At 68.9% G+C, this 23,148-nt stretch carries 23 protein-coding genes; 9 read left to right on the top strand and 14 right to left on the bottom strand.

All coding sequences use genetic code 11. From position 1 onward, the window contains the following. The 5 genes from AB0J95_RS16635 to AB0J95_RS16615 form a co-directional block, all read right to left on the bottom strand. Entirely contained in the window at positions 1-1,062 is a 1,062-nt protein-coding gene (locus AB0J95_RS16635) for an RNA polymerase subunit sigma-70 (protein WP_364757883.1), read from the bottom strand. A gap of 63 nt (positions 1,063-1,125) precedes the next feature. Then, complete coding sequence (locus tag AB0J95_RS16630; protein WP_364757881.1) at positions 1,126-2,097, bottom strand: NADPH:quinone oxidoreductase family protein; 972 nt, start codon at positions 2,095-2,097, stop codon at positions 1,126-1,128. 120 nt (positions 2,098-2,217) lie between these two features. Continuing rightward, positions 2,218-2,715: an N-acetyltransferase gene (locus tag AB0J95_RS16625; protein ID WP_364757880.1), complete on the bottom strand. Its 498-nt coding sequence runs from the start codon at positions 2,713-2,715 to the stop codon at positions 2,218-2,220. Between the two features lie 55 nt (positions 2,716-2,770). Next, positions 2,771-3,067 carry a hypothetical protein gene (locus AB0J95_RS16620; protein WP_364757878.1) on the bottom strand — a complete coding sequence of 99 codons (297 nt, stop codon included), beginning with the start codon at positions 3,065-3,067 and terminating at the stop codon, positions 2,771-2,773. 70 nt (positions 3,068-3,137) lie between these two features. Beyond that, positions 3,138-4,064 carry an NADP-dependent oxidoreductase gene (locus tag AB0J95_RS16615; RefSeq protein WP_364757876.1) on the bottom strand — a complete coding sequence of 309 codons (927 nt, stop codon included), beginning with the start codon at positions 4,062-4,064 and terminating at the stop codon, positions 3,138-3,140. A 109-nt stretch (positions 4,065-4,173) separates the two neighbouring features. Here AB0J95_RS16615 and AB0J95_RS16610 point away from each other — a divergent pair, with 109 nt between their 5' ends. After that, a complete protein-coding gene (locus tag AB0J95_RS16610) occupies positions 4,174-5,166 on the top strand; it encodes a hypothetical protein (protein ID WP_364757874.1) in 993 nt (330 codons plus the stop codon). Here AB0J95_RS16610 and AB0J95_RS16605 read toward each other — a convergent pair. The 3 genes from AB0J95_RS16605 to AB0J95_RS16595 form a co-directional block, all read right to left on the bottom strand. Beyond that, a complete protein-coding gene (locus AB0J95_RS16605) occupies positions 5,062-8,130 on the bottom strand; it encodes a lantibiotic dehydratase (protein WP_364757872.1) in 3,069 nt (1,022 codons plus the stop codon). The two genes, AB0J95_RS16610 and AB0J95_RS16605, sit on opposite strands and share 105 nt — an antisense overlap. A 14-nt stretch (positions 8,131-8,144) precedes the next feature. Then, a complete protein-coding gene (locus AB0J95_RS16600) occupies positions 8,145-9,395 on the bottom strand; it encodes a lanthionine synthetase C family protein (RefSeq protein WP_364757870.1) in 1,251 nt (416 codons plus the stop codon). Positions 9,396-9,469: 74 nt separating this feature from the next. After that, complete coding sequence (locus tag AB0J95_RS16595) at positions 9,470-9,652, bottom strand: hypothetical protein (protein ID WP_364757868.1); 183 nt, start codon at positions 9,650-9,652, stop codon at positions 9,470-9,472. A gap of 283 nt (positions 9,653-9,935) precedes the next feature. Between AB0J95_RS16595 and AB0J95_RS16590 the strand changes: the two genes are divergently transcribed. Beyond that, positions 9,936-11,411: an FAD-binding protein gene (locus AB0J95_RS16590; RefSeq protein WP_364757866.1), complete on the top strand. Its 1,476-nt coding sequence runs from the start codon at positions 9,936-9,938 to the stop codon at positions 11,409-11,411. Here AB0J95_RS16590 and AB0J95_RS16585 read toward each other — a convergent pair. Together AB0J95_RS16585 and AB0J95_RS16580 are read right to left on the bottom strand one after the other, a co-directional pair. Then, positions 11,386-12,312, bottom strand: a complete 927-nt coding sequence (locus tag AB0J95_RS16585; protein ID WP_364757865.1) for a PLP-dependent cysteine synthase family protein — start codon at positions 12,310-12,312, stop codon at positions 11,386-11,388. The two genes, AB0J95_RS16590 and AB0J95_RS16585, sit on opposite strands and share 26 nt — an antisense overlap. Continuing rightward, positions 12,309-12,905: a TIGR03086 family metal-binding protein gene (locus AB0J95_RS16580; RefSeq protein WP_364757863.1), complete on the bottom strand. Its 597-nt coding sequence runs from the start codon at positions 12,903-12,905 to the stop codon at positions 12,309-12,311. The genes AB0J95_RS16585 and AB0J95_RS16580 overlap by 4 nt, the downstream gene beginning before the upstream one ends. Before the next feature lie 43 nt (positions 12,906-12,948). On the opposite strand from AB0J95_RS16580, the gene AB0J95_RS16575 reads away from it, so the two are divergent. Continuing rightward, a complete protein-coding gene (locus AB0J95_RS16575) occupies positions 12,949-13,815 on the top strand; it encodes an alpha/beta hydrolase (protein WP_364757861.1) in 867 nt (288 codons plus the stop codon). A gap of 85 nt (positions 13,816-13,900) precedes the next feature. Next, positions 13,901-15,400: a CoA transferase gene (locus tag AB0J95_RS16570; RefSeq protein ID WP_364757859.1), complete on the top strand. Its 1,500-nt coding sequence runs from the start codon at positions 13,901-13,903 to the stop codon at positions 15,398-15,400. On the opposite strand, the gene AB0J95_RS16565 is transcribed toward AB0J95_RS16570, so the two are convergent. Then, complete coding sequence (locus tag AB0J95_RS16565) at positions 15,401-16,066, bottom strand: alpha/beta fold hydrolase (protein WP_364757857.1); 666 nt, start codon at positions 16,064-16,066, stop codon at positions 15,401-15,403. A 39-nt stretch (positions 16,067-16,105) separates the two neighbouring features. Between AB0J95_RS16565 and AB0J95_RS16560 the strand changes: the two genes are divergently transcribed. Next, positions 16,106-16,723 (top strand): hypothetical protein, encoded by a 618-nt coding sequence (locus AB0J95_RS16560; protein ID WP_364757855.1) that lies wholly within the window; start codon positions 16,106-16,108, stop codon positions 16,721-16,723. Between the two features lie 162 nt (positions 16,724-16,885). Here the strand turns inward: AB0J95_RS16560 and AB0J95_RS16555 are convergent, their stop codons facing one another. Next, a complete protein-coding gene (locus AB0J95_RS16555; RefSeq protein WP_364757853.1) occupies positions 16,886-17,335 on the bottom strand; it encodes a MarR family transcriptional regulator in 450 nt (149 codons plus the stop codon). A gap of 77 nt (positions 17,336-17,412) precedes the next feature. Between AB0J95_RS16555 and AB0J95_RS16550 the strand changes: the two genes are divergently transcribed. The 4 genes from AB0J95_RS16550 to AB0J95_RS16535 all read left to right on the top strand — a co-directional run bounded on the left by AB0J95_RS16550 (position 17,413) and on the right by AB0J95_RS16535 (position 20,822). After that, complete coding sequence (locus tag AB0J95_RS16550; protein WP_364757852.1) at positions 17,413-17,883, top strand: SgcJ/EcaC family oxidoreductase; 471 nt, start codon at positions 17,413-17,415, stop codon at positions 17,881-17,883. 35 nt (positions 17,884-17,918) lie between these two features. After that, positions 17,919-18,941 (top strand): LLM class flavin-dependent oxidoreductase, encoded by a 1,023-nt coding sequence (locus AB0J95_RS16545; protein WP_364757850.1) that lies wholly within the window; start codon positions 17,919-17,921, stop codon positions 18,939-18,941. 186 nt (positions 18,942-19,127) lie between these two features. Beyond that, positions 19,128-19,871, top strand: coding sequence for a methyltransferase domain-containing protein (locus AB0J95_RS16540; protein WP_364757848.1), 744 nt, complete (start codon positions 19,128-19,130; stop codon positions 19,869-19,871). 57 nt (positions 19,872-19,928) lie between these two features. Beyond that, a complete protein-coding gene (locus tag AB0J95_RS16535; protein ID WP_364757846.1) occupies positions 19,929-20,822 on the top strand; it encodes a hypothetical protein in 894 nt (297 codons plus the stop codon). A gap of 13 nt (positions 20,823-20,835) precedes the next feature. Here AB0J95_RS16535 and AB0J95_RS16530 read toward each other — a convergent pair whose 3' ends face one another. Together AB0J95_RS16530 and AB0J95_RS16525 are read right to left on the bottom strand one after the other, a co-directional pair. After that, positions 20,836-21,798 carry a LuxR C-terminal-related transcriptional regulator gene (locus tag AB0J95_RS16530; RefSeq protein WP_364757844.1) on the bottom strand — a complete coding sequence of 321 codons (963 nt, stop codon included), beginning with the start codon at positions 21,796-21,798 and terminating at the stop codon, positions 20,836-20,838. A 359-nt stretch (positions 21,799-22,157) separates the two neighbouring features. Continuing rightward, entirely contained in the window at positions 22,158-23,093 is a 936-nt protein-coding gene (locus AB0J95_RS16525; protein ID WP_364757842.1) for an aldo/keto reductase, read from the bottom strand. Positions 23,094-23,148 lie beyond the last annotated feature (55 nt).

The following is a 23,148-nucleotide window of genomic DNA, read 5'->3' as shown; positions in this document are numbered from 1 at the left end:
TCACCTCCGCGCTGGCGCGGGTCTCTGGACTGACCGTACGCCGTATCCGGTCGTTTCTGGGGACAGGTTTCCCCCTTCTGGCGGAGTGAAAAGCACATCCGGGTAGCCGAACTTTCCGACCAGCGCGGGGTCGTGGAACTCGGTCACCCGGGAGACGCCGGTCGCGGTCGGGGTGAGCACCACGATTCCGTGTGCCCGCAGCCTGAGATCCGTGTCGCGGTGGTACACGGCGGCGGCGGGCTGGCGGTTGGCCGTTGTGGGGATCAGCTGCCAGTCGCCGGGGTCGCCCAGCACGAACGCCTCGAGCAGGTGGATGCAGGTGACCCGGCCCGCATACCAGTCACGGAACGGAGTCGCCTCCAGGGTGGCGTCGGTGCGCAGCACTTGTTCCAGCAGGCGGGTGTCGGCGCGTTCGAAAGCGGCGATGTAGCCCTTGAGCAACGCCTGCGCCCGCTCGTCGGTGGGTTCGAGCAGCTCCTCCTCGGGCTCCAGGTCGTCCAGCCGGGCTCGGGCGCGTTGCAGGCCGCTTTTCACCGCCGCCGTTGTGGTGCCGAGGATCCGGGCGGTTTCGGGTGCGGTGAACGCGAGCACCTCGCGCAGGATGAGGATCGCGCGCTGGCGGGCGGGCAGGTGCTGCAGGCTCGCGATGAGCGCCAGCCGGAGGGACTCGCGCGCGATCACCGTCCTCGCGGGGTCTTCGATCCAGTTGTCCGGCAACGGTTCCAGCCACGACACCGCACCGGGGGCGACCTGGACCGGCGGCCGGTCGGGCCCGTCGTACGGACCAGCAAGGCCCGAGGGCAGGACCCGGATCCGGCGTGGCGCCAACGCGGTCAGGCAGACGTTGGTGGCGATCGTGTAAAGCCAGGACCGGATCGACGCGCGCCCCTCGAACCCGGCGTAGGACCGCCAGGCCCGCAGGTACGTCTCCTGCACCAGGTCCTCGGCGTCCTGCGCCGAGCCGACCATGCGGTAACAGTGCGCCAGCAGCTCCCGGCGGAACTGCCCGGTCTCGGCGGCGAACCGGTCCTGGTCCGCCGCCGTCCGCACCCTGCCTGCCATACGCGGCTCCTTTCCTCGCCACAGTACGACTGGGGCGATCGCGGAAAGGAATCGCAGCGCAGGTCAGGGCCGCAGCGCGAGCTTGCCGACAGTCGCCCGCGCGGCCAGTTCCGCGAGCGCCTTCGGCCCGTCGGCCAGGTCATACACGGTGGGTTGCACGGGCGCGAGGACGCCTCCGGCGATGAGCGCGGCAAGTTCGCCCATCAGTTCGCCGAACACCGCGGGCGCGTTCTGGATCAGGGCGCCGATGTTGAGGCCGATCAGCCTCACCTGGTGCTTGTAGACCAGTTCCCAGTTGGTGATCGCGGCTTCGCCCCCCGCCAGGCCAAAGACGACGACCCGCCCGGTGACCGGCTTCGCCGCGGCCAGGCTGGCCTTGAACGTGGCGCCACCACCCGATTCCAGCACGACATCGGCACCACCGGTCAGCCGCTGCACCGCCGCGGCCAGGTCGCCATCGAGCGAGTCCAACACATGATCGGCGCCGCGTACTCTGTCGTGTTTGCTCGGCGACGCGGTGGCAATAACCGTTGCGCCATAGTGCTTGGCCATGGTCACCGCGGCCTGGCCAGTCGCGCCCGCCGCCGCGTGGACCAGCACGGTCTCCCCGGCGACGACGTTGCCCATCGGCTTGAGCGCCGCCAACGCGGTGGGCCAGTTCACTGCCAGCCCCAGCGCTCCCTCAGCCGTCCACCCATCCGGCACAGGAATCGCCGCGGGCAGAACCATGTACTCCGCGAAAGCCCCATACCCAACCCCGGTCACTCTCGTCCCCGGTTGCAGGCCAGTCACCGCCTCGCCTACCTCGACGACCTCCCCCGCAGCCTCGAACCCCGCCAGATACGGCGGTTGCGGTCCACCCAGGAAGGTGCCCGTAGCCCTCGAGATGTCGGCGAAGTTGATCCCCGCCGCCTCCACCCGGATCAGGACCTCACCCGGGCCAGGGCTAGGCACCGGCGCGTCGGTGATCAACCGCATGTCCTGCGGGCCGTTCAGGGATGTCTGCTGCAGAGCGCGCATGATGCTCGCTTTCATGGTGGGCCACACTGTGTCGAGCAGGTAGACCCCCATCACCCCGAAAAGGAATCGCCGCGCCTCCCAAGGTCGCCGGTCGGCTGATTGCGCAGGTGGGCGCGAGTTCGCGGTGATCGAACGCTAATAGCGGCTGAGTTCTCTGGTCCGGGGCGAGTAGCTGTACCCCTTGAACGGCCAGACATCCCGAAGCCATTCGTCCACCAATTCGTACAACACCACATCGAGCTGCGCGCGGTCCTCGCGAACCCACGACCGGACCTGTGCATGCCCGGGCTTGTCGTCGGGATAGATGTAGACACACCCGATGACCTCCTCGCCGGATATCACCGAATAGGTGAAACCGACCCGCCGGGTGAAGTCGTCGGCATGCTGAACCAGGTCCCGCCGGTTCTCCTCGATGGTCATGTCCACCGGCCAGCCATAATGCTCGAAGCCGGGGGTCCGGCGAATGTGCTCTTTGCTCGAGGTCCAGGCCCGGTAATCGTCCGGGTTGTGTTCCGGCCGGAGCGGTGTCAGGTGGAACTCGTCGTGCACGAACGTGGTCGGGACGCTGAAGTCCGGCGGGACGAAGGTGCTCTCCCCGCCGGAGTGCGCCGAGGTCGCCGTTGTGTCGGTCATCCCTGTCCCGTTCGCCCATGCCGAAGTGTCCGAGCATCATACGCTCCGGCCGTGATCACAACTCCTTGGCCACTGTCCAATCGCGTGCGAACTGTCGCAGCGCGGACTCCAAGTACAGCGGCTCCAGAGTGACTCCACCCTGTGCGTCGGCGCGTTCGATCGACAGATAGGCCCATGTTCCCGCTTCGGTGACATGGTCCTGATGGCGTTCCCACAGGATCGGCTCGTCACGCTTGATCAACGTCAGGTCGAGATCCAGAATGCAGACCGAGCAGATGAGTTCCTGGTTCAGGCAGCGAAACCGCAGATATTCACGAACAATGTCGGCCGGAACGCCACCGTCCAGCACCATTCGCCGGAAGGAGTCGACCTCCGGCCGCCAGGTTTCGAGATCGCCGCCTCACCACCTGAGTGATATGCGTCTACATAGGAGTGAGGACCACGGCGCCGCCGCTCGTTCCCTTGACCACCTTGGCCAGCGCCTCGCCCGCGTCCGCGAACGAACAGCGCCCGGCGACGGTCACCGTCAGCTGCCCCTCACCCAGCAACGCGGCGAGACCGGTCAGCTGGTCGCCATCCGGTCGCACATACACCTCGGACATCGTGATGCCCCGCTCCGCCGCTGGTGTGTCCGAGGTGATTGTCGCGAGGCGGCCGCCGTCGACCACAGCGGACAGTGCCGTCGCGGCGCCGCCGCGGGCCGCGTTCGCCACGAGGTCGACGCCGCCGCCGCTGAACCGCAGCACCTGTGACGGCCAGTCATCGTCGTGGTAGTCCAGGACCTCCGCAGCGCCCAGCGCACGCACCCGGTCGTGGGCGGCGGGGCCCGCGGTGGCGATCACCCGCAGGCCACGCAATACCGCGAGCTCGACGAGCATTCCGCCGGTGATCCCGCTGGCCCCGTGGACGAGGAGCGTCTGTCCGGATTGGACACTGAGTGCTTCGGAAAGAACCTGTTCGGCGGTCAACGCGGGAACCACGAACGCGGCAGCGGCCTCCCACGACACCCCGGCGGGCTTGCTGCCCACGAGGTTCGCGGGCGCGATCAACCGTTCCGCCCAAGTGCCCTGCTCCCGCAACGGCAACGGATGCGTCAGGACTTCAGCGCCCACCACGACATCCGTCACATCGGCACCTACCGCGACGACGGTCCCCGCGGCCTCGACCCCCAACGCCATCGGCGGCGTCGACCCGACATCCCACCCGCCGGTGCGGACGATCTCGTCCCAGTTCCCGACCCCGGCGGCGGCGACCTCGATGAGCACCTCGTCAGCGGCCAACGCACGCGGCTCGGGCAGTTCGAGCACTTCCACAGCGCTGTCTATCCGCTGGATCCCCGCTGCTCGCATACCGAACCTCCTGCCGGTGCCGTCATGATCACTGTAGTCCTCGGCTGGGTGCTGCAAGATTTCTGCAAGGCCTCCGCTGCCATCATGGCGGGACTGAAGGGGGAATCACATGGACAAACGTCTTGGCATGCTCATTTCCGCTGTGCTCGTGGCCGGTGTGGCTGCGGCGACACCGGCGCAGGCCGCCGGATGCACGTGGACCGTGGAAAAGGTGCGGACACCGGCCGGGTATGAGGACCAGCGGACTCGTGTGGAGGGCACGGACAGCCACGGCAACTACTCGGGCACCACGTCCAGTCCTGCCAGTGACTCGGCCAAGGTCGTGATCTGGAACCAGGGCGAACCGCATTTGGCCGATGCCTTCGCGGACTTCATGTTCCCGAACGTCACCGACGAGAACTCAGCAGGCACCGTGCTGGTGTCGGGGTCACAGCGCAGCACGGGCCGCTACGGCATCTTCCTGTACCAGAACGCGCACACCGCCAACCCGACGCTCACTTACGTCCCCGCGCCCGCGGGGTACGAGACCGACTACGCGGTGGCCCTGAACGAGCGCGGTGACGTGCTGGGGATCGCACACGCCAAGGACGGGCACCAGGTCACGGTGCTCTGGTCGAACCTCGCCGCCGGGCCGATCGTGATTGACACCCCGCTGGGCACGGGCATCGATCTGGACGACGACGGCACCGTCCTGCTCTACGACGGCAGGAGCAACCCCGCGCACGTGTGGCGGCACGGCCAGATCACCCCGCTGACCGGCGCGGCCGGGCCGTTCGTGTTCGGCGCCATCCGGTCGGGCAAGGTCATCGGCTACGAGGTCACGTCCTGGCCGGACGCCCAGTCGCTGCTCTGGTACGACCCCGCCTCGCCCAAGGCGATCGAGGATGGCGGTACCGCACAAGCCATCAACGGCCGTGGGCTGATCGTCGGAAGTCGTGGCACGCTGGCCGGTCCGGCCGCTGTCTGGCGTGACACCACCCTGCTCGCCGAGCTTCCGCTACCGGCCGGTGAGAGCGACGACGACACTTTCGTCGTCGGGGACGATGACTCGATCTTCGGTCGCGTGTCCGGTGGCGGCCCATTGCGCTGGACCTGCTCGTAGCAGTTGTTTCACCGGTGCGCGGTGCAGGCTCTCCCTGGTCCGTTGCACCAGCCCGAGGACGCGTTGCTCGGGTGGGTGGCCGCAGCCGAGCAACCGGTTGGCGTGCATGTGCACGAAGCTGCGGGCGAGTTCGACCTTGGTCCGGACAGGGGCGTCCAGGGTGTCGTACCGGGCGGCGACCCGCTGAACGCGGGACCGGCGGCGCGCGAGGATCTCGATGACCTTGCCGCCGCCCGGTTGCGCGGCCAGCCACTGCGGGTCGCCGAGCAGCGAACGCAGAACCCGTTGCTGCTCCCGGTATTCCTTGGCCGCCGCCTTCCGGTCGTTCACGGCGTGGCGGTACAGGTGGTCCTGTTGTTCGGCGGTCAGCCCGAACGCTTGCACTAAATCGTCCACCGTGTACACACCGAGCAATGCGGTGTCCAGGTCCAGAACCTTGTGGTCGACCAGGTGCAGCAGGTCGAGCACGGCCTCGCTGTCGGCGGCGAAGAGGTCCTCGGCGAGCTCGATCCCCTCGACGCCGCCGTAGCGTTCGACCTCACGGTCGTAGGAGTCCAGCCCCACCCGACGGCAGACTTCGTCGCTCACCAACGAGTTCGCCCATCTCAGCACCGCGGGCGCCAGCTTGTCGGCCAGGGTGTCCGGATCGCCGGTCCAACGGACCCGGATGTGCGGCTCCGGGTCCTCGTACCGCATGAAGAACCAGGAACCGGCCTGCCCGTTGGCCACGGACTGCTGGCAGAATGGGCGAACGTGGTCCACCAGCAGGTCCTGCTCGAAAGTGGGCGGGTGGTAGAGCTTGGCGAACAGCCAGTCGGTGCCCGGCGGCCGGACCCGCTGGTCCTCCCGCACGACAACCGGACGGGTCTGGCGCACAGCGGGTTCGACGCTGTCGCGGACGACCGGCACGACCAGTTCGCTGATGTGGCCGCCATCCGGTGCCACGAGCCAGGCGTGTTCGGGCGAAGGCAACGCTTCGGACAACGCCAGCCGGTGGTCATCGGGCTTGCCACGCGCCTCGATCCGCACCTGCTCGACCTGGGCTGGGTCGTCCAGGTCGAGCAACAGACGCTGGTCGGCGAACGTCAGGTACACGTACCTCGGCACCTGCCAGTGCTCGCGCCACACGTCGAACGACTCCACATCGGCCGGGCGCAGCTTCCAGGTGGCCGGCGACAGCACCACCCGACCGGACTGAAGCCTTGGCAGGAAAGGGAAATCGCTTGCGGTGCCCCAGCTGAACGGGATCGGCACGGCGCGGCCGAGCCGGGTCAGCTCGTCCAGAAATTCCACGACCGCCGGGGCGATCTGGGAGTTGAGCATGTGCCCGGCGCAGGGCACGACCTCCTCGCCGGTGACCGACCAGCGCAGCACCAGCCGGTCGTCCCGGACCCCGACCGCCAGCTCGGCGAGCGGGATCACCTTCCCGGTCGCCGCGACCGTGTCGACCGTGATCTCCAGGTCGCGCACCAGCGGCCGGATCGACACGTTGGCGTTGCGGCCGTTGCGTGGCAGGTAGGTGACCTCGGCCCGGATCTGTCCCGGTTCGCCCGCCTCCTCGGCCGCCGCGGCGCCACGCAGCGCGTCCTCGGCGTCCGGCCCGATCAGGTCGGCGAACCGGCCGAGCACCCGGCCCGCGGCCTGGCCGCCCAGGTTGGGCCCGGCGACCACCTGGAAATCGCCCGCGTCGAGGGCCGCCGCGGAGGTGGCGCACACGAACACCGAGATGTCCAATGAGGACGTCGCCCTTTCCGGAACCTTCGGCTGCAACCTGGCGATCAGCGCCTCGTCGAGTTCCACCTCGTGCGTGCGGTCCCGGATGGCGTTGATCGCGAGCTCGATGAGCACCCGGTCGCGAGTGGTCTGCGGGTGACCGTGGGAGTGTTTCGGCGAACCGAGCCCGAACTCCGGGTTCAGCAGCTCCAGCAGCGGCACATCGCGATCCGACCCGTAGCGGCCGATGAACGAGTCCCGGTAGGCGTCCCAGTGCCGCGGGCTGGACTGGTGCGGGCTCAGCCGGACCAGCAGTTCGGCGGCCCGGGCGGCCTCGTCCGCGATCGCCCGGTGGACCACTCGCCCGGCGAGCGGGATCGCCATGTCGGTCTGGAAGATGTCCTTGTGGCCCTTGGGGGAATGGATTTCCCGTGCCAGGGCTGAGAGTTGCGGGTACTCGGTGACAGCGTCCTCGGGGCTCAACCGGTCCCAGCCGCTGAGCCGGTCGAGCAGGCCGGTGAGGGCGGCGGCTTCGCCGGCCGCGGCCGGGATGCTGGAAAGGCGTTGCGCCACATGATAAGCGGGCTCGACGCCGGTCAGCGGCGGCCGGAGGTCCGTCAGCAGGAGCGTCTGCTCCCACAGCTGGTTCAGCAGTCGTTCGATCTTTTCCCCTGTGGCGCCGGGAAATGAGGACAGCTCGGCGACGAGATCCGCGTACGGCACCGGTTCTCGGGCGAACTCCAACGCTCGCCGCACCGCACCGGAGGCACGGGTGGACACCGGCCTGCCTTTCTCGGTGTCCGCGCCGACCGGGGTCTGCTCGGCCAGGAACACCCGTCCGGCGCGGAAGAACGCGGCCGGGTTGGCGAACCAGCGCAGCTGCGACCGGACGTCCGGGCGTTGCTCCACTGTGGACACGAAGTCGAGCAGCCAGCCCATGTCCGGCCGGGTGCGCAGGGTGGCCGGCTTGTCCGAGATCTCCAGGTTCGTGTGCTCGCCCCACGAGCCCAGCGCGACTCCCGCGAACGCACCGTACGGGGTGGGCCGGCTGGCCATCCGGATCATGTACCGCTGGAGTTTCGCGGCCACCCGGCCGTCCGGTGTCGAGCGCGCAAGGGCTTGCGGCAAGTCGCCTGCGCCGACCACGAGCGCGCGTTGCACACGGGCGTCGCCGGACCAGTCTTCGCTCAGCGCCTGGACCGGGAGCAACGGCGCGCGAACCATCACCCAGTCGAGCGGCCGGTACCTCATCGCCACCTCTTTCCTCATGACAGCGCCAACATCCGGTCCCAGTCCGGCTCGATCGGGGTCGCGGCCGCGAGCAGCGCGAGGGCCACCCCGGCGGCGCCGTCGAGCAGGCCCGGCTCGTCGGTCAGCGAGCCGTCCTCCACAACCGAACCGAAGCCGTACCGGCGGCCGGGGTCGTAGTGGCCGAGTAGCAGCTCAGTGAACCTGGTCGCGGCCACCGTGAATACGTCCTCGCCGCTGTCCTGCGCGAACCGCAACGAGATCTGCAGGACACCGGCCAGCCCATGGCACAGGCCCGGCGAACGGTCGATGAACCTGGCCTCCGGCGGTCGGCGGTACACCGCGGCCATCGCGTCGACGGCGAGCGTGCGCAGCGAGTCGTCCTCCAGTGCCTCGCCCGCCAGCCACAGCGCTCGAGAGAGGCCCGAACTGCCGTAGCACCAAGCGTTGTGGGTCGGGTGAACCGCACGGCCGCCGGTCATCGAGATGCCGCTCGGCCAGCTGGGGCCCCATTCGTCGTCCGCCCGGCTCGCGACGAGCCACTGCGCGACCCGGCGGATCGCGTCGAGCTGGCCGTCCACCGCGATCCCGGCCCGTGTAGCGAGCGCGAGCAGCGCCATGGGACCCGGAACGCCATGCGCGAGGCCACAGTTGAACACGCCCTCGGGAAAGCCGTCGGCCATGGGCGTTGCGGGGATACCGGCCTCGGGCGGCGTGTACCAGTTGGGCATGCCGTCGTCCTCGCCGCAGAGCGCCACCAGACTGGCCAGCACCGGCCGCACCGCGGCCTCGTCCCGGCGGCTCAGCAGATAGGTGCCGATTCCGGCCGCGCCGCTGATGATGTCGAACACGCGGACCGGCAAGCCTTCCGGCCTCCCGGCGATCGCCTGAGCGGCCCCGCGGGCCGCCTTGGTGACGGCCCCGTCCAGCCCGGTCAGCAGGCGTCCGTACCGGGTACCTTGCTGGGAAACGGCGTTCGCCGCGAACGCGACCCCGCTCAGACCGCCGAACAACCCGGCATGACCGGCGCCGGATCGTTCGGCGGCTCGCACCGCGGCGGTCAGGCTGTCGTGGGCGGCCGCCGCCCAGCCCTGCCCGGGCAGATACCGGTCGAGCCGGCCGAACAGCACGGCACAACCAGCGCCACTCTCCATGGTGTGTTCCGGCATCGGCTCCGAAAGCCGCCGCGCGACGTCGAGCGCCACCTCGATGGCCTGGCCGGCCAGATCATCGGGCAGTATCGCCCGCCACGGCCGCCGGACCGCCACCGGCGCATGGTGAGTGGCCACTGCGCAGCCCTTCCTTTCGAGTGAACTACTGGATCAGCAGATTCCGTCGCCGCCTACTGGGTGCGAGTACAGACGCACTCGCTGGCGCGGCAGCCCGTGGTGCAGGCCGAGCGGCACTCTGTCTGGCAGTTGGAAGCGCCGGTGGCCCCAGCGCCCGCCACGGAACCGCCGAATTCGGTCAGCTCGATCGAGCCGAGCCGGATGTCGAGGTCGAAGTCATCGACTGGTGCGGACATTTCTCTACGTCCTTTCGCGATTGGTTTCCGTCATCCGGATGTCGAGGTCGAAATCGTCGACAGGCGCGGTTACGTGATCACCGCCTCCCGTAAGCGCTAAGCGTCAACCGTAGGGACGTGAACGTTCCGGCCGACAGATTCGCCATCCGGGAAATTCCCGGGAAGCTTTCCCGATTCGGCTGGGGGCAGGCACCCATGGGCCACGCGAATGGCGCCTTGCCCGCGAGGCCGTGGCGCGAGAAGGTGATCTTCCTCGGACCCATACGGTGAGGAGCCCATCGCGATGACGGTGCGTGAAGACGGGGAGACCCTGCTCGACGCGGCGGATCTGGCCGGCGTCGGCGACTCCTACGACGTGGTCGTGGTTGGGTTCGGGATCGCGGGTGGGTGCGCGGCGCTGGAGGCCGCGCGCGCTGGGGCGAGGGTGTTGGTGCTGGAGCGGGCGGCGGTGCCCGGCGGCACGACATGTATGGCAGGCGGGCACTTCTACCTCGGCGGCGGCACCGCCGTGCAGAAGGCGACCGGCCACGACGACACCGCTGAGGCGATGTACGACTTCCTGGTGTCGGTGTCGCGCGAACCCGACCACGCCAAGATCCGGGCCTACTGCGAGGGTTCCGTCGAGCACTTCGACTGGCTGGAAGCGCTCGGGTTCGAGTTCGAACGGTCGTACTTCGCCGGCAAGGCGGTGATCCAGCCGGGCACCGAAGGCCTGATGTACACGGCCAACGAGAAGGTGTGGCCGTACCTCAACCAGGCGACCCCCGCGCCGCGTGGCCACAAAGTGCCCGTCCCGGGCGACACCCAGGGCGCGAAGCTGGTCATGGACTTGTTACGGGACCGGGTCGAGGAGGCTGGCGCCGAGGTCCGCTACGAGACCGGCGCCACGCAGCTGGTAGCGACCGAGGCGGGCGAGGTGGTCGGCCTGAAATGGCGGAAGTTCCAGGAAACCGGCCTGGTACGCGCGAACGCCGTTGTGCTCGCGGCGGGCGGGTTCGTGATGAACGCCGACATGGTCGCCAAGTACACCCCGGCGTTGGGCGCCAAGCTGTTCACGCTCGGCTCCACCTACGACGACGGGCTGGGCATCCGGCTCGGCGCGTCGGCCGGGGCCGCCCTCGAGCACATGGACCAGCCGTTCATCACCGCGCCCTTCTACCCGCCTTCGCTGCTGGTCAAGGGTTTGGTCGTGAACAAGGACGGGCAGCGGTTCGTGGCCGAGGACAGCTACCACGCCCGCACCTCGTACCACGTGATGCGGCAACGGGATTCGGCCGCGTACCTGATCGTCGACAGCAACCACGCCGAACGCCCGAGCATGCCGCTGGTGCCGTTCATCGACGGCTGGGAAACGGTCGGGGAGATGGCCGAAGGTCTAGGTATACCAACAGATGCGCTGCGCGCGACTCTGGAGCGCTACAACACCCACGCCGCCCGCGGCGAGGACCCGGACTTCCACAAGCAACCGGAATGGCTTGCACCGCAGGACACCGGACCTTGGGCGGCCTACAACCTCAGCCTGGGCAAGGCACTCTACGCGGGCTTCACCCTGGGCGGCATCAAGACCACAGTGGACGGACAAGCCCAGCGGGCCGATGGTTCGGTGGTGCCGGGACTCTACGCCGCGGGCGCGTGCGCCTCCGCCATCGCGCAGGACGGCCAGGGCTACTGCTCGGGCCTCCAGCTCGGCGAGGGCTCGTTCTTCGGCCGCCGCGCGGGACGGCACGCGGCAGTCAGCCGGCGAACAGATCCCCGCTGAGGTACTTGAGCCCGCTGTCCACCGCGACCGTCACGACGGTGTGCCCTGGCCCGATTTCGCGGGCCAGTTGGATCGCGGCCACCGCGTTGAGGGCGCTGGAGGTTCCGGCGAAGATGCCCTCCTCACGCGCCAGCCGCAACGCCAGCGCGCGGGCTTCGTCCTCGTCGATGGCGCGGGCCTCGTCGTAGGTGCCGTCGGTCAGCAGGGGCGGGATGATGCCCGCGGCGGTCCCTTCGACGCGGTGCGGGCCACCAGTGCCCGTGGTCAGCATCGGCGAGGACGACGGCTCCAGCGCCACAATGCGGGCCTTGCTGCCACCATCGCGCAGGGCCGCGGTGACCCCAGTGATCATCCCAGCCGTGCCCACAGCCGCGGCGAACACGTCAACATCCGTCTGCTCAAGGATTTCCCGGCCAAGGGCCGCGTAACCGGTGAAAGCGTCGGTGTTGTGGAACTGGTCGGTCCAGTACGCGCCGTCACGCTCGACGATCCGGTCGACCTCCGCACGCATCCGGACGAACAGGTCGGGCGTGATCCGGCCCCCGTCGCTGGGCACCACGGTCACATCCGCTCCGAACGCCCGCATGGAGCGCAGCTTCTCCGGCGAGAACGCGTCCGAACTCACCAGCGAGACCGGATATCCCTTCACCGCACACACGAACGCCAGCGAGGAACCCGTGCTGCCGCCGGTGAACTCCACGACTCGTTGCCCTGGGCGCAGATCGCCGCGGCTCTCGGCGCCTTCGATGATGGCCAGCGCCATCCGGTCCTTGTAGCTGCCGGTGGGGTTGCCGCCCTCCACTTTGACCAGGACGTCGGCCACGCCCTCGGGAACGACACGGTTCAGCCGGACGAGCGGCGTTCCGCCGATGGCCTGCAGAACCGAAGGCTGGATGCTCACGGGACTCCTTGTGTCAGCTGGCGACCGGTCCAGGCGATGAACCGCTCGGTGGGGGAGGCGTCGGCGGGCGCCGCGGCCGGGGCCGCGAAGGCCCGGTTCTCGCCGCGCAACAGCTCGTAGGGCAGTGGGTCGAGGTAGGCGTGGGCGTAGGCGATGACGTCCGCTGGGATCTCGACGTCGGCGCCGATCGTGACGCCGAGGTCCCAGGCGTGCACGTACAAGTCGATCACCGGGATCGCGAGGTCGTCGGCGACGGTGCTGCCGAGCGGCGAGTTCGTGGGCAGTGTCAGGTCCGCCCTGCGCAGAACGTCCCGGGCCTCGGCGGCCGTGGCCTGCCAGAACTCCGCCGGATCGCCGTCGACCAGGTCGCCGGGACGGGCCACGTCCGGGAACGCGGGCGGCTGGCCGAGCATCGAGCTGATCGCGACCCTGGTCGAGGTCGCCACGTGGCCGGCCAGGTCGCGGGCGGTCCACCCGGCGCACGGTGTCGGCCGCTCCCAGTCGTCCGGGCCGAGCCGGCCGATGACCGCGCCGAGAAAGTCCAGGCCCTGGTCGAGAAGCTCGCCCGAGCCGCGGTCCCCCAGGTCGTTCATGGAAAGATCGTGGCACGACGGCCGCGCGACTACCATCCTGCCAATGCACGTGCTGGAGACCACAGAAGCCGCAGTCGTCTACGACGTGTCCGGTCCGCTCCCCGCCGAGCTCGGACGGCCACCGCTGTTCATGATCGGCCAGCCGATGACCGCCTCCGGGTTCACGACGCTGGCCTCGTATTTCACCGACCGCACGGTGGTCACCTACGACCCGCGCGGCCTCGGTCGCAGCACACGCCACGACGGCCGGGTGGACAACTCACCGACCGTCCAGGCGGAGGACCTGCACGGCATCATCGAGAAGCTCGGCGCCGGCCCGGTCGAGATGTTCGCCAGCAGCGGGGGAGCGGTGACCGCGCTCGCCCTCGTGGCGGCCCACCCGAACGACGTGACCACGCTGGTCGCGCACGAGCCGCCGCTGTTCTCGGTGCTACCCGACGCCGAGGCGACCATGCGTGCGCGAGCCGCGTTCCGGGACGCCTACGAGGCCAAGGGGTTCGGCGCCGGCATGGCCGCGTTCATCGCGATGACGTCCTGGCGCGGTGAGTACACGGAGGACTACTTCGCGCAGCCGGCGCCCGATCCGGTCCACTTCGGACTCCCCGCCGAGGATGACGGCACCCGGGGCGATCCGCTGCTGTCCGATGTGTCCTGGCCCATTTCCAGCTACGAGCCCGACGTCGACGCGCTGAAGGCGGCGCCGACCCGGATCGTCATCGCGGTGGGTGAGGAGTCCGAGGGCATCGTCACCGGGCGTACCTCGGTCGCGATGGCCCAGCTGCTCGGCCAGGAACCGACCGTTTTTCCCAGTCACCACGGCGGTTTCCTCGGTCCGGAGTCCGGCTACGCCGGTCAGCCCGAGGCGTTCGCCGGGAAACTCAGGGAGGTTCTCGCCGGTTTGGGCGATTAGCGCGGTTGGCATTCGCTGAACTCGTCGATCAACCAGTCCCACCCACCGCAAGCTCCCCACAACAATCCAAGGGAGCTGGTGACGGATGTCTTTGACGGACCGGGTGGCCAAGGCGATCGCGAACCCCGCCACCGACGACGCGTTCGACCCGCACGCCGAGTTCGAGGAGGTGCTCGCCGGGATCGGGATGACCCCGGACGACACCGGTGGCGCGATCGGGTTCATCGGTGCGGATCCGGTGGTGCCCAGCACGTTGCGGCTCGGCGGCGCCGCGGCGATCGCGTTGGCCACCAAGGCGGCCGCGGTCGCGAAGCTGTGGCGCCACCGGGGCGGTGACGGCCAGGACATCGCGGTCGACCTGCGGGTCACGCCGCACCGGTTGTGCCCTTCGTACGACTCAAAATGGGAGCTGATCAACGGGTATCCCGGTGCGGCGCCGTCGATGCCCAACGACGCGTTCGCGTTCGGGTTCTACCGCACCGCGGACGACCGCTGGGTGATGCCGCTGAACCCGTACCCACGGCCGAAAGTGGCCGCACAGCGGGTGTTGGGTGTGCCGGAGGACGTGAATGCGGTCGCCGCGGCGATCTCGAAGTGGAAGGCCCGTGACCTGGAGGACGCGGCGGCGCAGGGCGGCGCGGTCATCCCGATGGTCCGGTTCGCCGACGAGCTGCTCGCCGAGGAGCACTACCAGCAGGTGCTGGCCGATCTGCCGTTGATCGAGATCACCAAGATCGCCGACAGCGACCCGGAACCGTTCACCCAGCGCGGTGTCCAGCCGCTGGACGGTATTCGCGCGCTGGGCATGGGACACGTGATCGCCGGTGCGGGCACCGGGCGGGCGCTCGCGCTGCACGGCGCGGACGTGCTGAACCTGTGGCGGCACGACGAGATCGAGCACGAGGTCACCTACATCACCGCGAACGTCGGCGTGCGGTCGGCCACCCTGCACCCCGCCTGGCCGGACGGGATGTCCAAGATCCACTCGTTGCTGCGCGGCGCCGACGTGTTCTTCGCCAACCGCCGCCCCGGCTACCTGACCAAGATCGGCATGGACGTCCATCAGGCCGCCGAGATCCGCCCGGGGATCATCCACGCCACCGCGTCCCTCAACGGCGAGACCGGTCCGTGGGTGAACCGCACCGGCTTCGACCACACCGCAGGGTGCCTGACCGGGATGATGCACCTGGAAGGAACGCCCGAAAAACCCGCGCTGCCACCGATCCTGGTCGTGAACGACTACATGGTGGCGTGGCTGATGACCGCGGGCATCATCGAGGCCCTCATCCGCCGGGCCACCGAAGGCGGCAGCTACCGCGTGCACGTATCGCTGACCCGCACCGCCCTGTGGATGTTGAGCATGGGCGTGTTCGACAAGCAGTACGCCCATGAGATCGCCGGCACCGGCGGCCCGCACGCCTACCTCGACCCCCAGGTCTTCACCGCGGACACCCCACTGGGCTTCTACCAGGGCGTCACCGAACAGGTCCTGATGACCCGCACACCCGGCTACTACCGGCAGGTGCTGGTGCCGCGTGGGTCGTCGCGGCCCGAGTGGGACTCGTTCTCCGCGGGCCGCAAGTAGCTAGACGGTGTCCAGCAGGATCTTGAGGAGTTCCTCCGGGGCGTCGCGCATGATGTTGTGCCTGCTGTCCACGGCATGGACCGTCCACTGTGGATCTCGGCGGAGCCGCTCGTAGGTCGGGGCGAACGGGGACTCGCCGTCCCAGACCTTGGCGTAGACGTAGTCGCGGCGCCGGAACCGGCCGAGATCGCCGGAAAGCCTGATGCGCTGGAGGAACGAGGCGAGTGGGTGCGCGGTGGCACGCGGGTCGAACATCGGCAGCGCGGGCACCGAGTACCCATCCTCGCCGGCACTCAGGTACCACTCGCGCTGCATGTCGTTGGTGAGCATCCAGCACGACTCGCCGTCCCGCGGCACGAACGCGTCGACGAACACCAGGGAGTCGACGCGCTCGGGCATCCGGTCGGCGGCCCCCGTGATCACCATGCCGCCGTAGCTGTGGCCCACCAGGATTGCGTCCTGTACCTGCTCGGCGACCAGCACCGCGGTGAGGTCCTGGATGTGGGTGTCCAGGTTGACCGTGGAGGTCAGCAGGTGTCTGCGTTCACTCAGGCCGGTCAACGTCACCGTGATGACACGATGACCATGGTCACGCAGCTGACCGGCGATCTGCTCGTAGCACCAACCACCGTGGCAGGCACCCGGGACAAGGACAAAAGTAGCCATACGGTCCCCCTTTCAGCGTTCTCGGCCCATCCTGGCAGCATGACGGTCACGGTGTGGATTCAGGCGGCTGGAACGGTGTTGCTGGGCCTCGTCGGGCTCTGGTTCGCGCACAACTACCGGCGGCAGATCCGTCTGAAGCTGGCCGAACGGCAGGTCGAGTCGTACATGCGGCTGTGGGGGCTGACCGCGTTGGCCAGCCCGTTCCGGGACACGCCGTTGGACGCGGCGGAACGCCGGCAGCTCTTCGACGACATGAGCAAGTGGTACTTCGACGACGGCGACGGGATCCTGATGTCCACCGCGTCCCGTGACCTGTTCGTCGTCGTGCACACCAACCTTGGGTGTCCACTCGGGACGGTCAAGCCGAGCGGTCTGGCCGAGCAGCTCGCCGCGTTGCCGCCCGCGGAGGCCGAACGCAGGCGTGGCTGCGCGCTCGTGCGCCAGGTGTCGTTGCTGCGGACACAGCTGAAAAGCGACCTGGCCATGCATGTCGGTGTGAACTACTTCCCGGAACTGCTGGCCGACGACCGGGCTTTTCTCGCCAGCTGTGGGTTGTCGGCTCGGCGTCGGCCGTGGCGTCGGCGTGCGCTTCGCCGTCCGGACCGGACCGCGGTGACGCCGTGCGTGTGCGGAAGCTGTCCGGCGAAAACACCTTGACTTCCGGGTGAGTTGTTTCCTGCGACGCCGAGCGGCGCCCGATCGCCGACCGGGTCATCGCCGAGGCGATGCGGTTGCTCCGGCCGGATGGCGGCGTCGCATGGCGAACCGTCGACGCGCCAAGCGATCGCGCGGGTTCTCGTGAAAGTCCTGGTGCGGTAGTCATTTGCCGCGTTTCGCCTGCCGGATCTCCTCGGACGCCTCACGGTACGCCGGTGCCGCGCGGGCGAAGTAGTCGAACAACAGCTCCTGCTGTTCGGGTGTGTAGCTCGCGATGATGTCCGCGATGTGGCGGCGGGCCGGGCCGACGATCGCCTCGACGCCGGTCAGCGCGTCGGGGATGGGTTCGACGACGACCTTGCGGCGGTCGGCCGGGTCTGCGGTGCGGCGGACGTAGCCCGCGCGTTCGAGGCGATCGATCAGCCGGGTCGTCGCGCCGGTGGTGAGGCCGGTGCGGGTGGACAGCTCGCCGGAGGTCAGCGGGCCCTCCAGGTCGAGCAGGCTCAGCGCATACCACTCGGATGCGTGCAGGCCCGCGGCCTCGGCGGCGGCCAGCCCGTGCAGGCCCACCGCGTCCAGGTACCGGCGGAAAACCAGATGAAGGCTTGCCATGAGATCCCTCCTCTGCCTAATATCTGCATTTGCGCAGATACTGCACACGCGAAGACATCCTAGCTGAGGGAACGACCATGATCGACACCGACCGCACCGCCGCCATCACCGCAGTCCTCGACTCGCTCGCCGACGCCTGGGCGCGCGGCGACGGCGACGCGTACGGCGCCCACTTCACCGAGGACGCCACCTACATCACCTTCGTCGGCACCCGCTACCAGGGCCGCGACGACATCGCGGGCAGCCACAACACCCTGTTCGCCAAGTTCCTCAAGGACACCAAGCTCGCCCACGAGGTCCTCGACGTGCGCTTCCTCGGCGCCGACGCGGCCGTCGTCACCACCCGCGGTGACACCTACAAGGGTGAACACCCCAAGAAGCTGACCAAGGTCCAGACCTACACGTTCGTGCGCCAGGACGGCCACTGGCTCGTCGCCGCCTTCCACAACACCCAGCGCAAGCCCCTGATGGAGGCCATCTCGTTCCGCTTCGCCCCGGAAACCAAACCGAAGGCCTGGCCGGCACAGTTGTTGGACTCTGTTAGTTGAGGAATCAACCATCGGGGTTGTGCGTTGGGGTGGGTGTGAAGAGAATCGGGTTTCTGTCATTCGGGCACTGGTCGGACACGCCGCACTCGCAGACCAGGACTGGGGCGGACGCGTTGCTGCAGGCGATCGACCTGGCGGTGGCGGCGGAGGAGCTGGGGGCGGATGGCGCCTACTTCCGCGTGCACCACTTCGCCAGGCAGCTCGCCTCGCCGTTCCCGCTGCTGGCCGCCATCGGGGCGAAGACCGAACGCATCGAGATCGGCACCGGCGTGATCGACATGCGCTACGAGAACCCGATGTACATGGCCGAGGACGCCGGCGCCGCGGACCTGATCGCGGGCGGCAGGCTCCAGCTGGGCATCTCCCGGGGATCACCCGAGCAGGTGATCGATGGCTGGCGGTACTTCGGTTACGCGCCGACCGAGGGTGAGACCGACGCCGACATGGCCCGCAAGCACGCCGAGGTCCTGCTGATGGTGTTGCGCGGCGAGGGGTTCGCCGAGCCCAACCCGCGGCCGATGTTCGCCAACCCGCCGGGCCTGCTGCGCGTCGAACCGCATTCGCCTGGGCTGCGCGACCGGATCTGGTGGGGCGCGGGGTCGAACGGCACGGCGGTGTGGGCCGCGGAGCAGGGCATGAACCTGATGAGCTCGACCTTGAAGAACGACGAGGGCGGAGCGCCGTTCCACGTCCAGCAGGCCGATCAGATCCGCGCGTTCCGCAAGGCCTGGGACGAGGCGGGCTGGCAGCGCGAGCCGCGGGTGTCGGTGTCGCGCAGCATCTTCGCGCTCACCACCGAGATGGACCACGCGTACTTCGGCCGGGACGGCGAGAGCAAGGACCAGGTCGGCTACATCGACGCCGACACCAGGGCGATCTTCGGCCGCACCTACGCCGCCGAACCCGACGTGCTGGTGCGGCAGCTGGCCGAGGACGAGGCGATCGCCGAAGCCGACACCCTGCTGCTGACCGTGCCCAACCAGCTCGGCGTCGAGTACAACGCGCACGTCATCGAGAACATCCTCACGCACGTGGCCCCCGAGCTCGGCTGGCGCTGACCGTCGACCGGCGCCTGTGACGACCGGGCCGCCCGGTCGTCACAGGCAGCAGCTGTCAGCGCCGGGCACGCAGGACGTGCCCAGCCAGCGGCTTCCGCCGTGTTGTTGCGCCCGGTGAGCGCGCGTCGCTGTCGATCGGTCCACAGAGGACAGTGGTCGGCCGTCGCGTTGATGCATGATGGGGCGATGGGAGATCAACGAGATGGCTTCGACTACGACGCTGAGCTGCGGCGATACCAGCCGCGGCTGATCGAGGCCATGGCCGTGGGAAACCGTGACACCGTTGTGGACATCGGTTGCGGCACCGGCCAGACCAGCCGTGCGGCCGCGGGGCTCGCGACCGACGGAAGCGTGCTCGGCGTCGACGTGAACCCGGTGATGCTGGAGCGTGCGCGCCGGTTGTCCGACGGGCTGGAGAACCTGCGCTTTGACGAGGGGGACGCGCAGGTCTACCCGTTTCCGCAGGGGTTCAGCCTGGCGATCAGCAGGTTCGGCACGATGTTCTTCGCCGACCCGGTCGCGGCGTTCACCAACATCCGGCGGGCGCTGCAGCCAGGGGCGCGGCTGGTTCAGCTGGTGTGGCAAAGCGGTGACCACCAGGAATGGGCGCACGCGATCCAAGGCGCGCTGGGCGGAACGGTTCCGAGCGGCGGCGCGTTCTCCTTGTCCGAACCGTCCACTGTGGACGGTATGCTGACGTCCGCCGGGTTCACCGGCATCACCGTCACTGACGTGCGCGAACCGGTGTGGTACGGCGCAAATCCGGACGCGGCCGTGGACGCCGTGCTCGCGTTGCAGATGGGCAGTGGGGCCGCCACACAGCCCGACGCCCTCGACCGGCTGCATCAAGTCATGACCAAGCACAACACCGACGACGGCGTCTGGTTCGACTCGCGCGCCTGGATCATCACGGCCCGAACGGCCGGATGAGGTCAGTGGCCTGCGCCGGACGGTTCGGGCGGGTCCGCGGTTCCTAGTGTTGGGGCCGTGTTCCTTCAGACGGTCGGACGGGTGGCCGCGTGCTTGGTGCTGGTACTGAGCGGGGTCACGCCCGCCGCGGCCGACACCGGGTGCGATACGCGGGTGTTCGCCGTGGACGCGAAAACTGGGCACCTGGCGGAGGTTCAGGTGTGTCCGGCCGGGACGTCATGGCCCGCCGACACATCCTGGCAGCTCGGATCCGTGGTGACGGTGGACTCGGGGGATTGGCGGGCCTACTCGAAGGTGTTCGGCGCGTACGACGGGGCGGCGGTGGTCGTTTACGCGGTCACGGCGAACGGTGAACTGTGGTGGCGCCGGCAGGAAACTCCCGGTGCGGCTTTGGGTGCTCCCGTCCGTGCCGGGTCCGGCTGGTCTCATAACGTCGTTTTCGCCGCTCGTCCGGGATACCTGGCGGCCGGTGATTTCGGCGGACCGGTGCACCTGTTCCGGCACAACGGGAACACCCTGACCGAGGACGGCGTGCTCTTCACGCTCTTGCACGGGCCGGTGATCACCGCGCTGGCAAAGGACTACGCGGTCGGCAACTGGGACGGCATGGAGTACCGCGTCTGGCGGGAGCCGGGCAGTGCCACACACGACGACGTCTGGTACCCGAGTGGGCAGCTGCCGGAAGGCGTGCACGACGTGACCGGCGACGGAACCCTGCTGTACGGCGTCGACTCCAGCGGTTTGGTGCTGTTGACCCAGACGCAGTTTCCCTGTCGTGCCGCCAACCGGACGGACTGGCGGCCGTCCTCGGGGGTAGCGGGACAGTACAGCCGGCTGATCGCGCCGGTGGGCGGGGACGCCGCGCCGTCAGTGGCTTCGCCGCCTCCTGGCGACCCGAGGCTGGTTCGCATCTGTGGCGGGAGCATCGACCGGCCATGGGAATGGCAGTAGTGGCAGTAGTGGTTCAGTCCACCCAGCCCTCGCGGACGGCGGCGACCGCCAGGGTGACCCGGTTGGTCGCGCCGAGCGCGTTGAGCAGCGCCTGGACGTGCCGGCGCACGGTCCGTTCGCTGATGCCCAGGTTGCGGGCGATGGCGCCGTCGGTCATGCCGGTCAGCACCAGCCGCAGCACCTGGTCCTGTTCCGGCGGCACCTTCGCGGGGGTGCCGTCGATGGACACCGCCCGGCTCCACAGCAGCTCGAAGTAGGTCCGCAGGGTCGCGGTGATCACCGGCGCCCGCACGAGCACCGCGCCTTCCATACCGGTGGGGCCCAGCGGCAGCAACGCGGCCCGCTCGTCCACGAGCACGAGCTTCATCGGCAGATCCGGGTACACCCGGCACAGCCAGCCGGCGTCCTGGGATTTGCGGAGCATCTCCGCCGCCCCGGGCACCTCCAGCGCCGCCTTCGAGTAGATGTTGCGGAACGACACCCCGCGCTCGACGACCTCGGCGGGCAGCGACCGCGCCGAGCGCGGATCCGGCGGGCGGGTGAAGTGCTCGGTCTCCAGGCTGGCCACCTCGTGCTGCGCGGACAGGCACAGCTCGACCGACAGCGCGCCGATCTCCTCCCGGTCGGTGATCACCCGGACCAGGTCGTGCGGCTCCTCGGGCACCGCGGCCGACAGGTAGTCCTGCTGAAGGGCGCGCATCTCGTCGCGCAGGCGCAGCAACGACTGGTATTGGTCCAGAATCTGCCGCTGTTTGGTCAGAATGGCGTTGTCGACGGCCCGGATCGGCTCAACGGGCACTAGTCTGGGCAGCTCCACATAGCGTTCCCGGGCGAACCCCTTGTCGATCAGCTCCCGGGCCTCGTGGCTGCCGGACAGGTCCGGATGCTCCCGCAGTGACAGGCCGCCGCTGACGATTAATCGCTCATAAAGCCTGGCGGCCGACTCCGAAAGCACACTGGTCAAGCCGGTTCTCATCCACCCTCCCGCAGCGCCGGGGCAGAGTGTAGCGGGGATGGCCGCATCCGGCCAACGGCCAAGATCGCCGGGAAACAACCGGCCAATGGGCCCGGAAAACGCAATAGGGCTCCTGTTCGTCGGCCCGGCTGAGACGCATTCACTAAATCGCTTTGTCTCGCCGTGATTCGATTTCTTCGCGTCGGAGAAAAAGGGATTCTGCGCGGAAAGTGCCTCGCGGCGCCCAGCGCGAATGGCGCGGCCACCAGTTTCGACTGCATGCCGAGTTTCTCCGACCAATCGTGGGCGTTCCTTACCCGATAACCAGGAGAATGGCATGAACCTGCCGGGAAGGAATGCCTTCCCGGCAGGTTCCTCGCTCAGCCGAGCGTCACTTCGGCAGAACGCGGCTGAACGGCATCCAACGCGGCCATCGCCTGCTCGTCGAGCTCGATTGACCCGGCGGCGATATTCGCTTCGAGATGGCTGAGTTTGGCCGTACCGGGGATCAGCAGGACATTCGGCGCGTGATGCAGCAGCCAGGCCAGCCCGACCTGTGCCGGGGTGTGGCCGAGCTCCCGCGCGACAGTGATGACGGCCGGCTCATCGACGACCTTCGGCATGGCGGGAAAGGCGCCACCCAGCGGAAAGAACGGCACCCACGCGATGTGCTCCTCGGTGCACAGCCGCAGCATCTCCTCGTCGCCGCGCGACACCACGCTGTAGGCGTTCTGGACACAGGCGATCCCAGCGGGCAGCGCCCGGCGCAGGGTGTCCAGGGTGATGGCGCTCAGGCCGATCGCGCCGATCTTGCCCGCGTCCCGCAACGCGGTCAGCTCGGCGAGCTGGTCGTCCACGTCGACCACCTGGTCGCCCTCGGCCAGGATTCCGGGCAGGGTCTCCAGGCGGCGCAGGTTCACCACCGGGATCCGGTCGGCACCGAGACTCGCCAGGTTGTCCTCGACACTGGCGCGCAGCTGCTCGGGCCGCTGAGCCGGCCGCAGCGGAATGCGTCCCCCCGGATTGGGATCGGCGCCCACCTTGCTGACCGTCACCACGCCGTCCTGCGGCCGGAACGCGTCCCGGATCAGCCCGTTGACGAAGCCGTCGCCATAGAAATGGGCGGTGTCGACATGGTCGGCGCCGAGTTCGGCCGCGCGGCGCAACAGACCGATCGCGGCGGCCCGGTCGGCGTGCAACTCCCTCAGCTGCATCGCGCCGAACCCGATCCGCGACACCGCCTGGTTCCCCATCGCCCCGGCCCCACCCGCACGGGCGGTGCCGGTAGCGGTGAAATGAGGGCTGTTCGCGATCATCCGCGTCCTCCTCGTGCAGTGGTAGTGGAGGGGTCCTCCGTTATCGACCATAGCA

Origin of the sequence: Actinocrispum sp. NPDC049592, assembly GCF_040675465.1 — a bacterium.
Classification (GTDB): Bacteria; Actinomycetota; Actinomycetes; order Mycobacteriales; family Pseudonocardiaceae; genus Kibdelosporangium.
The sequence above is the reverse complement of the archived record's forward strand: the minus strand, read 5'-3'. Positions and strand labels throughout refer to the sequence as shown.

Bases quoted from the DNA above. Each gene is read 5' to 3' on its own strand.
- AB0J95_RS16635 (WP_364757883.1), bottom strand. From the start codon at position 1,062: ATGGCAGGCAGGGTGCGGACGGCGGCGGACCAGGACCGGTTCGCCGCC.
- AB0J95_RS16630 (WP_364757881.1), bottom strand. From the start codon at position 2,097: ATGAAAGCGAGCATCATGCGCGCTCTGCAGCAGACATCCCTGAACGGC.
- AB0J95_RS16625 (WP_364757880.1), bottom strand. From the start codon at position 2,715: ATGACCGACACAACGGCGACCTCGGCGCACTCCGGCGGGGAGAGCACC.
- AB0J95_RS16620 (WP_364757878.1), bottom strand. From the start codon at position 3,067: ATGGTGCTGGACGGTGGCGTTCCGGCCGACATTGTTCGTGAATATCTG.
- AB0J95_RS16615 (WP_364757876.1), bottom strand. From the start codon at position 4,064: ATGCGAGCAGCGGGGATCCAGCGGATAGACAGCGCTGTGGAAGTGCTC.
- AB0J95_RS16610 (WP_364757874.1), top strand. From the start codon at position 4,174: ATGGACAAACGTCTTGGCATGCTCATTTCCGCTGTGCTCGTGGCCGGT.
- AB0J95_RS16605 (WP_364757872.1), bottom strand. From the start codon at position 8,130: ATGAGGTACCGGCCGCTCGACTGGGTGATGGTTCGCGCGCCGTTGCTC.
- AB0J95_RS16595 (WP_364757868.1), bottom strand. From the start codon at position 9,652: ATGTCCGCACCAGTCGATGACTTCGACCTCGACATCCGGCTCGGCTCG.
- AB0J95_RS16590 (WP_364757866.1), top strand. From the start codon at position 9,936: ATGACGGTGCGTGAAGACGGGGAGACCCTGCTCGACGCGGCGGATCTG.
- AB0J95_RS16580 (WP_364757863.1), bottom strand. From the start codon at position 12,905: ATGAACGACCTGGGGGACCGCGGCTCGGGCGAGCTTCTCGACCAGGGC.
- AB0J95_RS16575 (WP_364757861.1), top strand. From the start codon at position 12,949: ATGCACGTGCTGGAGACCACAGAAGCCGCAGTCGTCTACGACGTGTCC.
- AB0J95_RS16570 (WP_364757859.1), top strand. From the start codon at position 13,901: ATGTCTTTGACGGACCGGGTGGCCAAGGCGATCGCGAACCCCGCCACC.
- AB0J95_RS16565 (WP_364757857.1), bottom strand. From the start codon at position 16,066: ATGGCTACTTTTGTCCTTGTCCCGGGTGCCTGCCACGGTGGTTGGTGC.
- AB0J95_RS16560 (WP_364757855.1), top strand. From the start codon at position 16,106: ATGACGGTCACGGTGTGGATTCAGGCGGCTGGAACGGTGTTGCTGGGC.
- AB0J95_RS16555 (WP_364757853.1), bottom strand. From the start codon at position 17,335: ATGGCAAGCCTTCATCTGGTTTTCCGCCGGTACCTGGACGCGGTGGGC.
- AB0J95_RS16550 (WP_364757852.1), top strand. From the start codon at position 17,413: ATGATCGACACCGACCGCACCGCCGCCATCACCGCAGTCCTCGACTCG.
- AB0J95_RS16540 (WP_364757848.1), top strand. From the start codon at position 19,128: ATGGGAGATCAACGAGATGGCTTCGACTACGACGCTGAGCTGCGGCGA.
- AB0J95_RS16530 (WP_364757844.1), bottom strand. From the start codon at position 21,798: ATGAGAACCGGCTTGACCAGTGTGCTTTCGGAGTCGGCCGCCAGGCTT.
- AB0J95_RS16525 (WP_364757842.1), bottom strand. From the start codon at position 23,093: ATGATCGCGAACAGCCCTCATTTCACCGCTACCGGCACCGCCCGTGCG.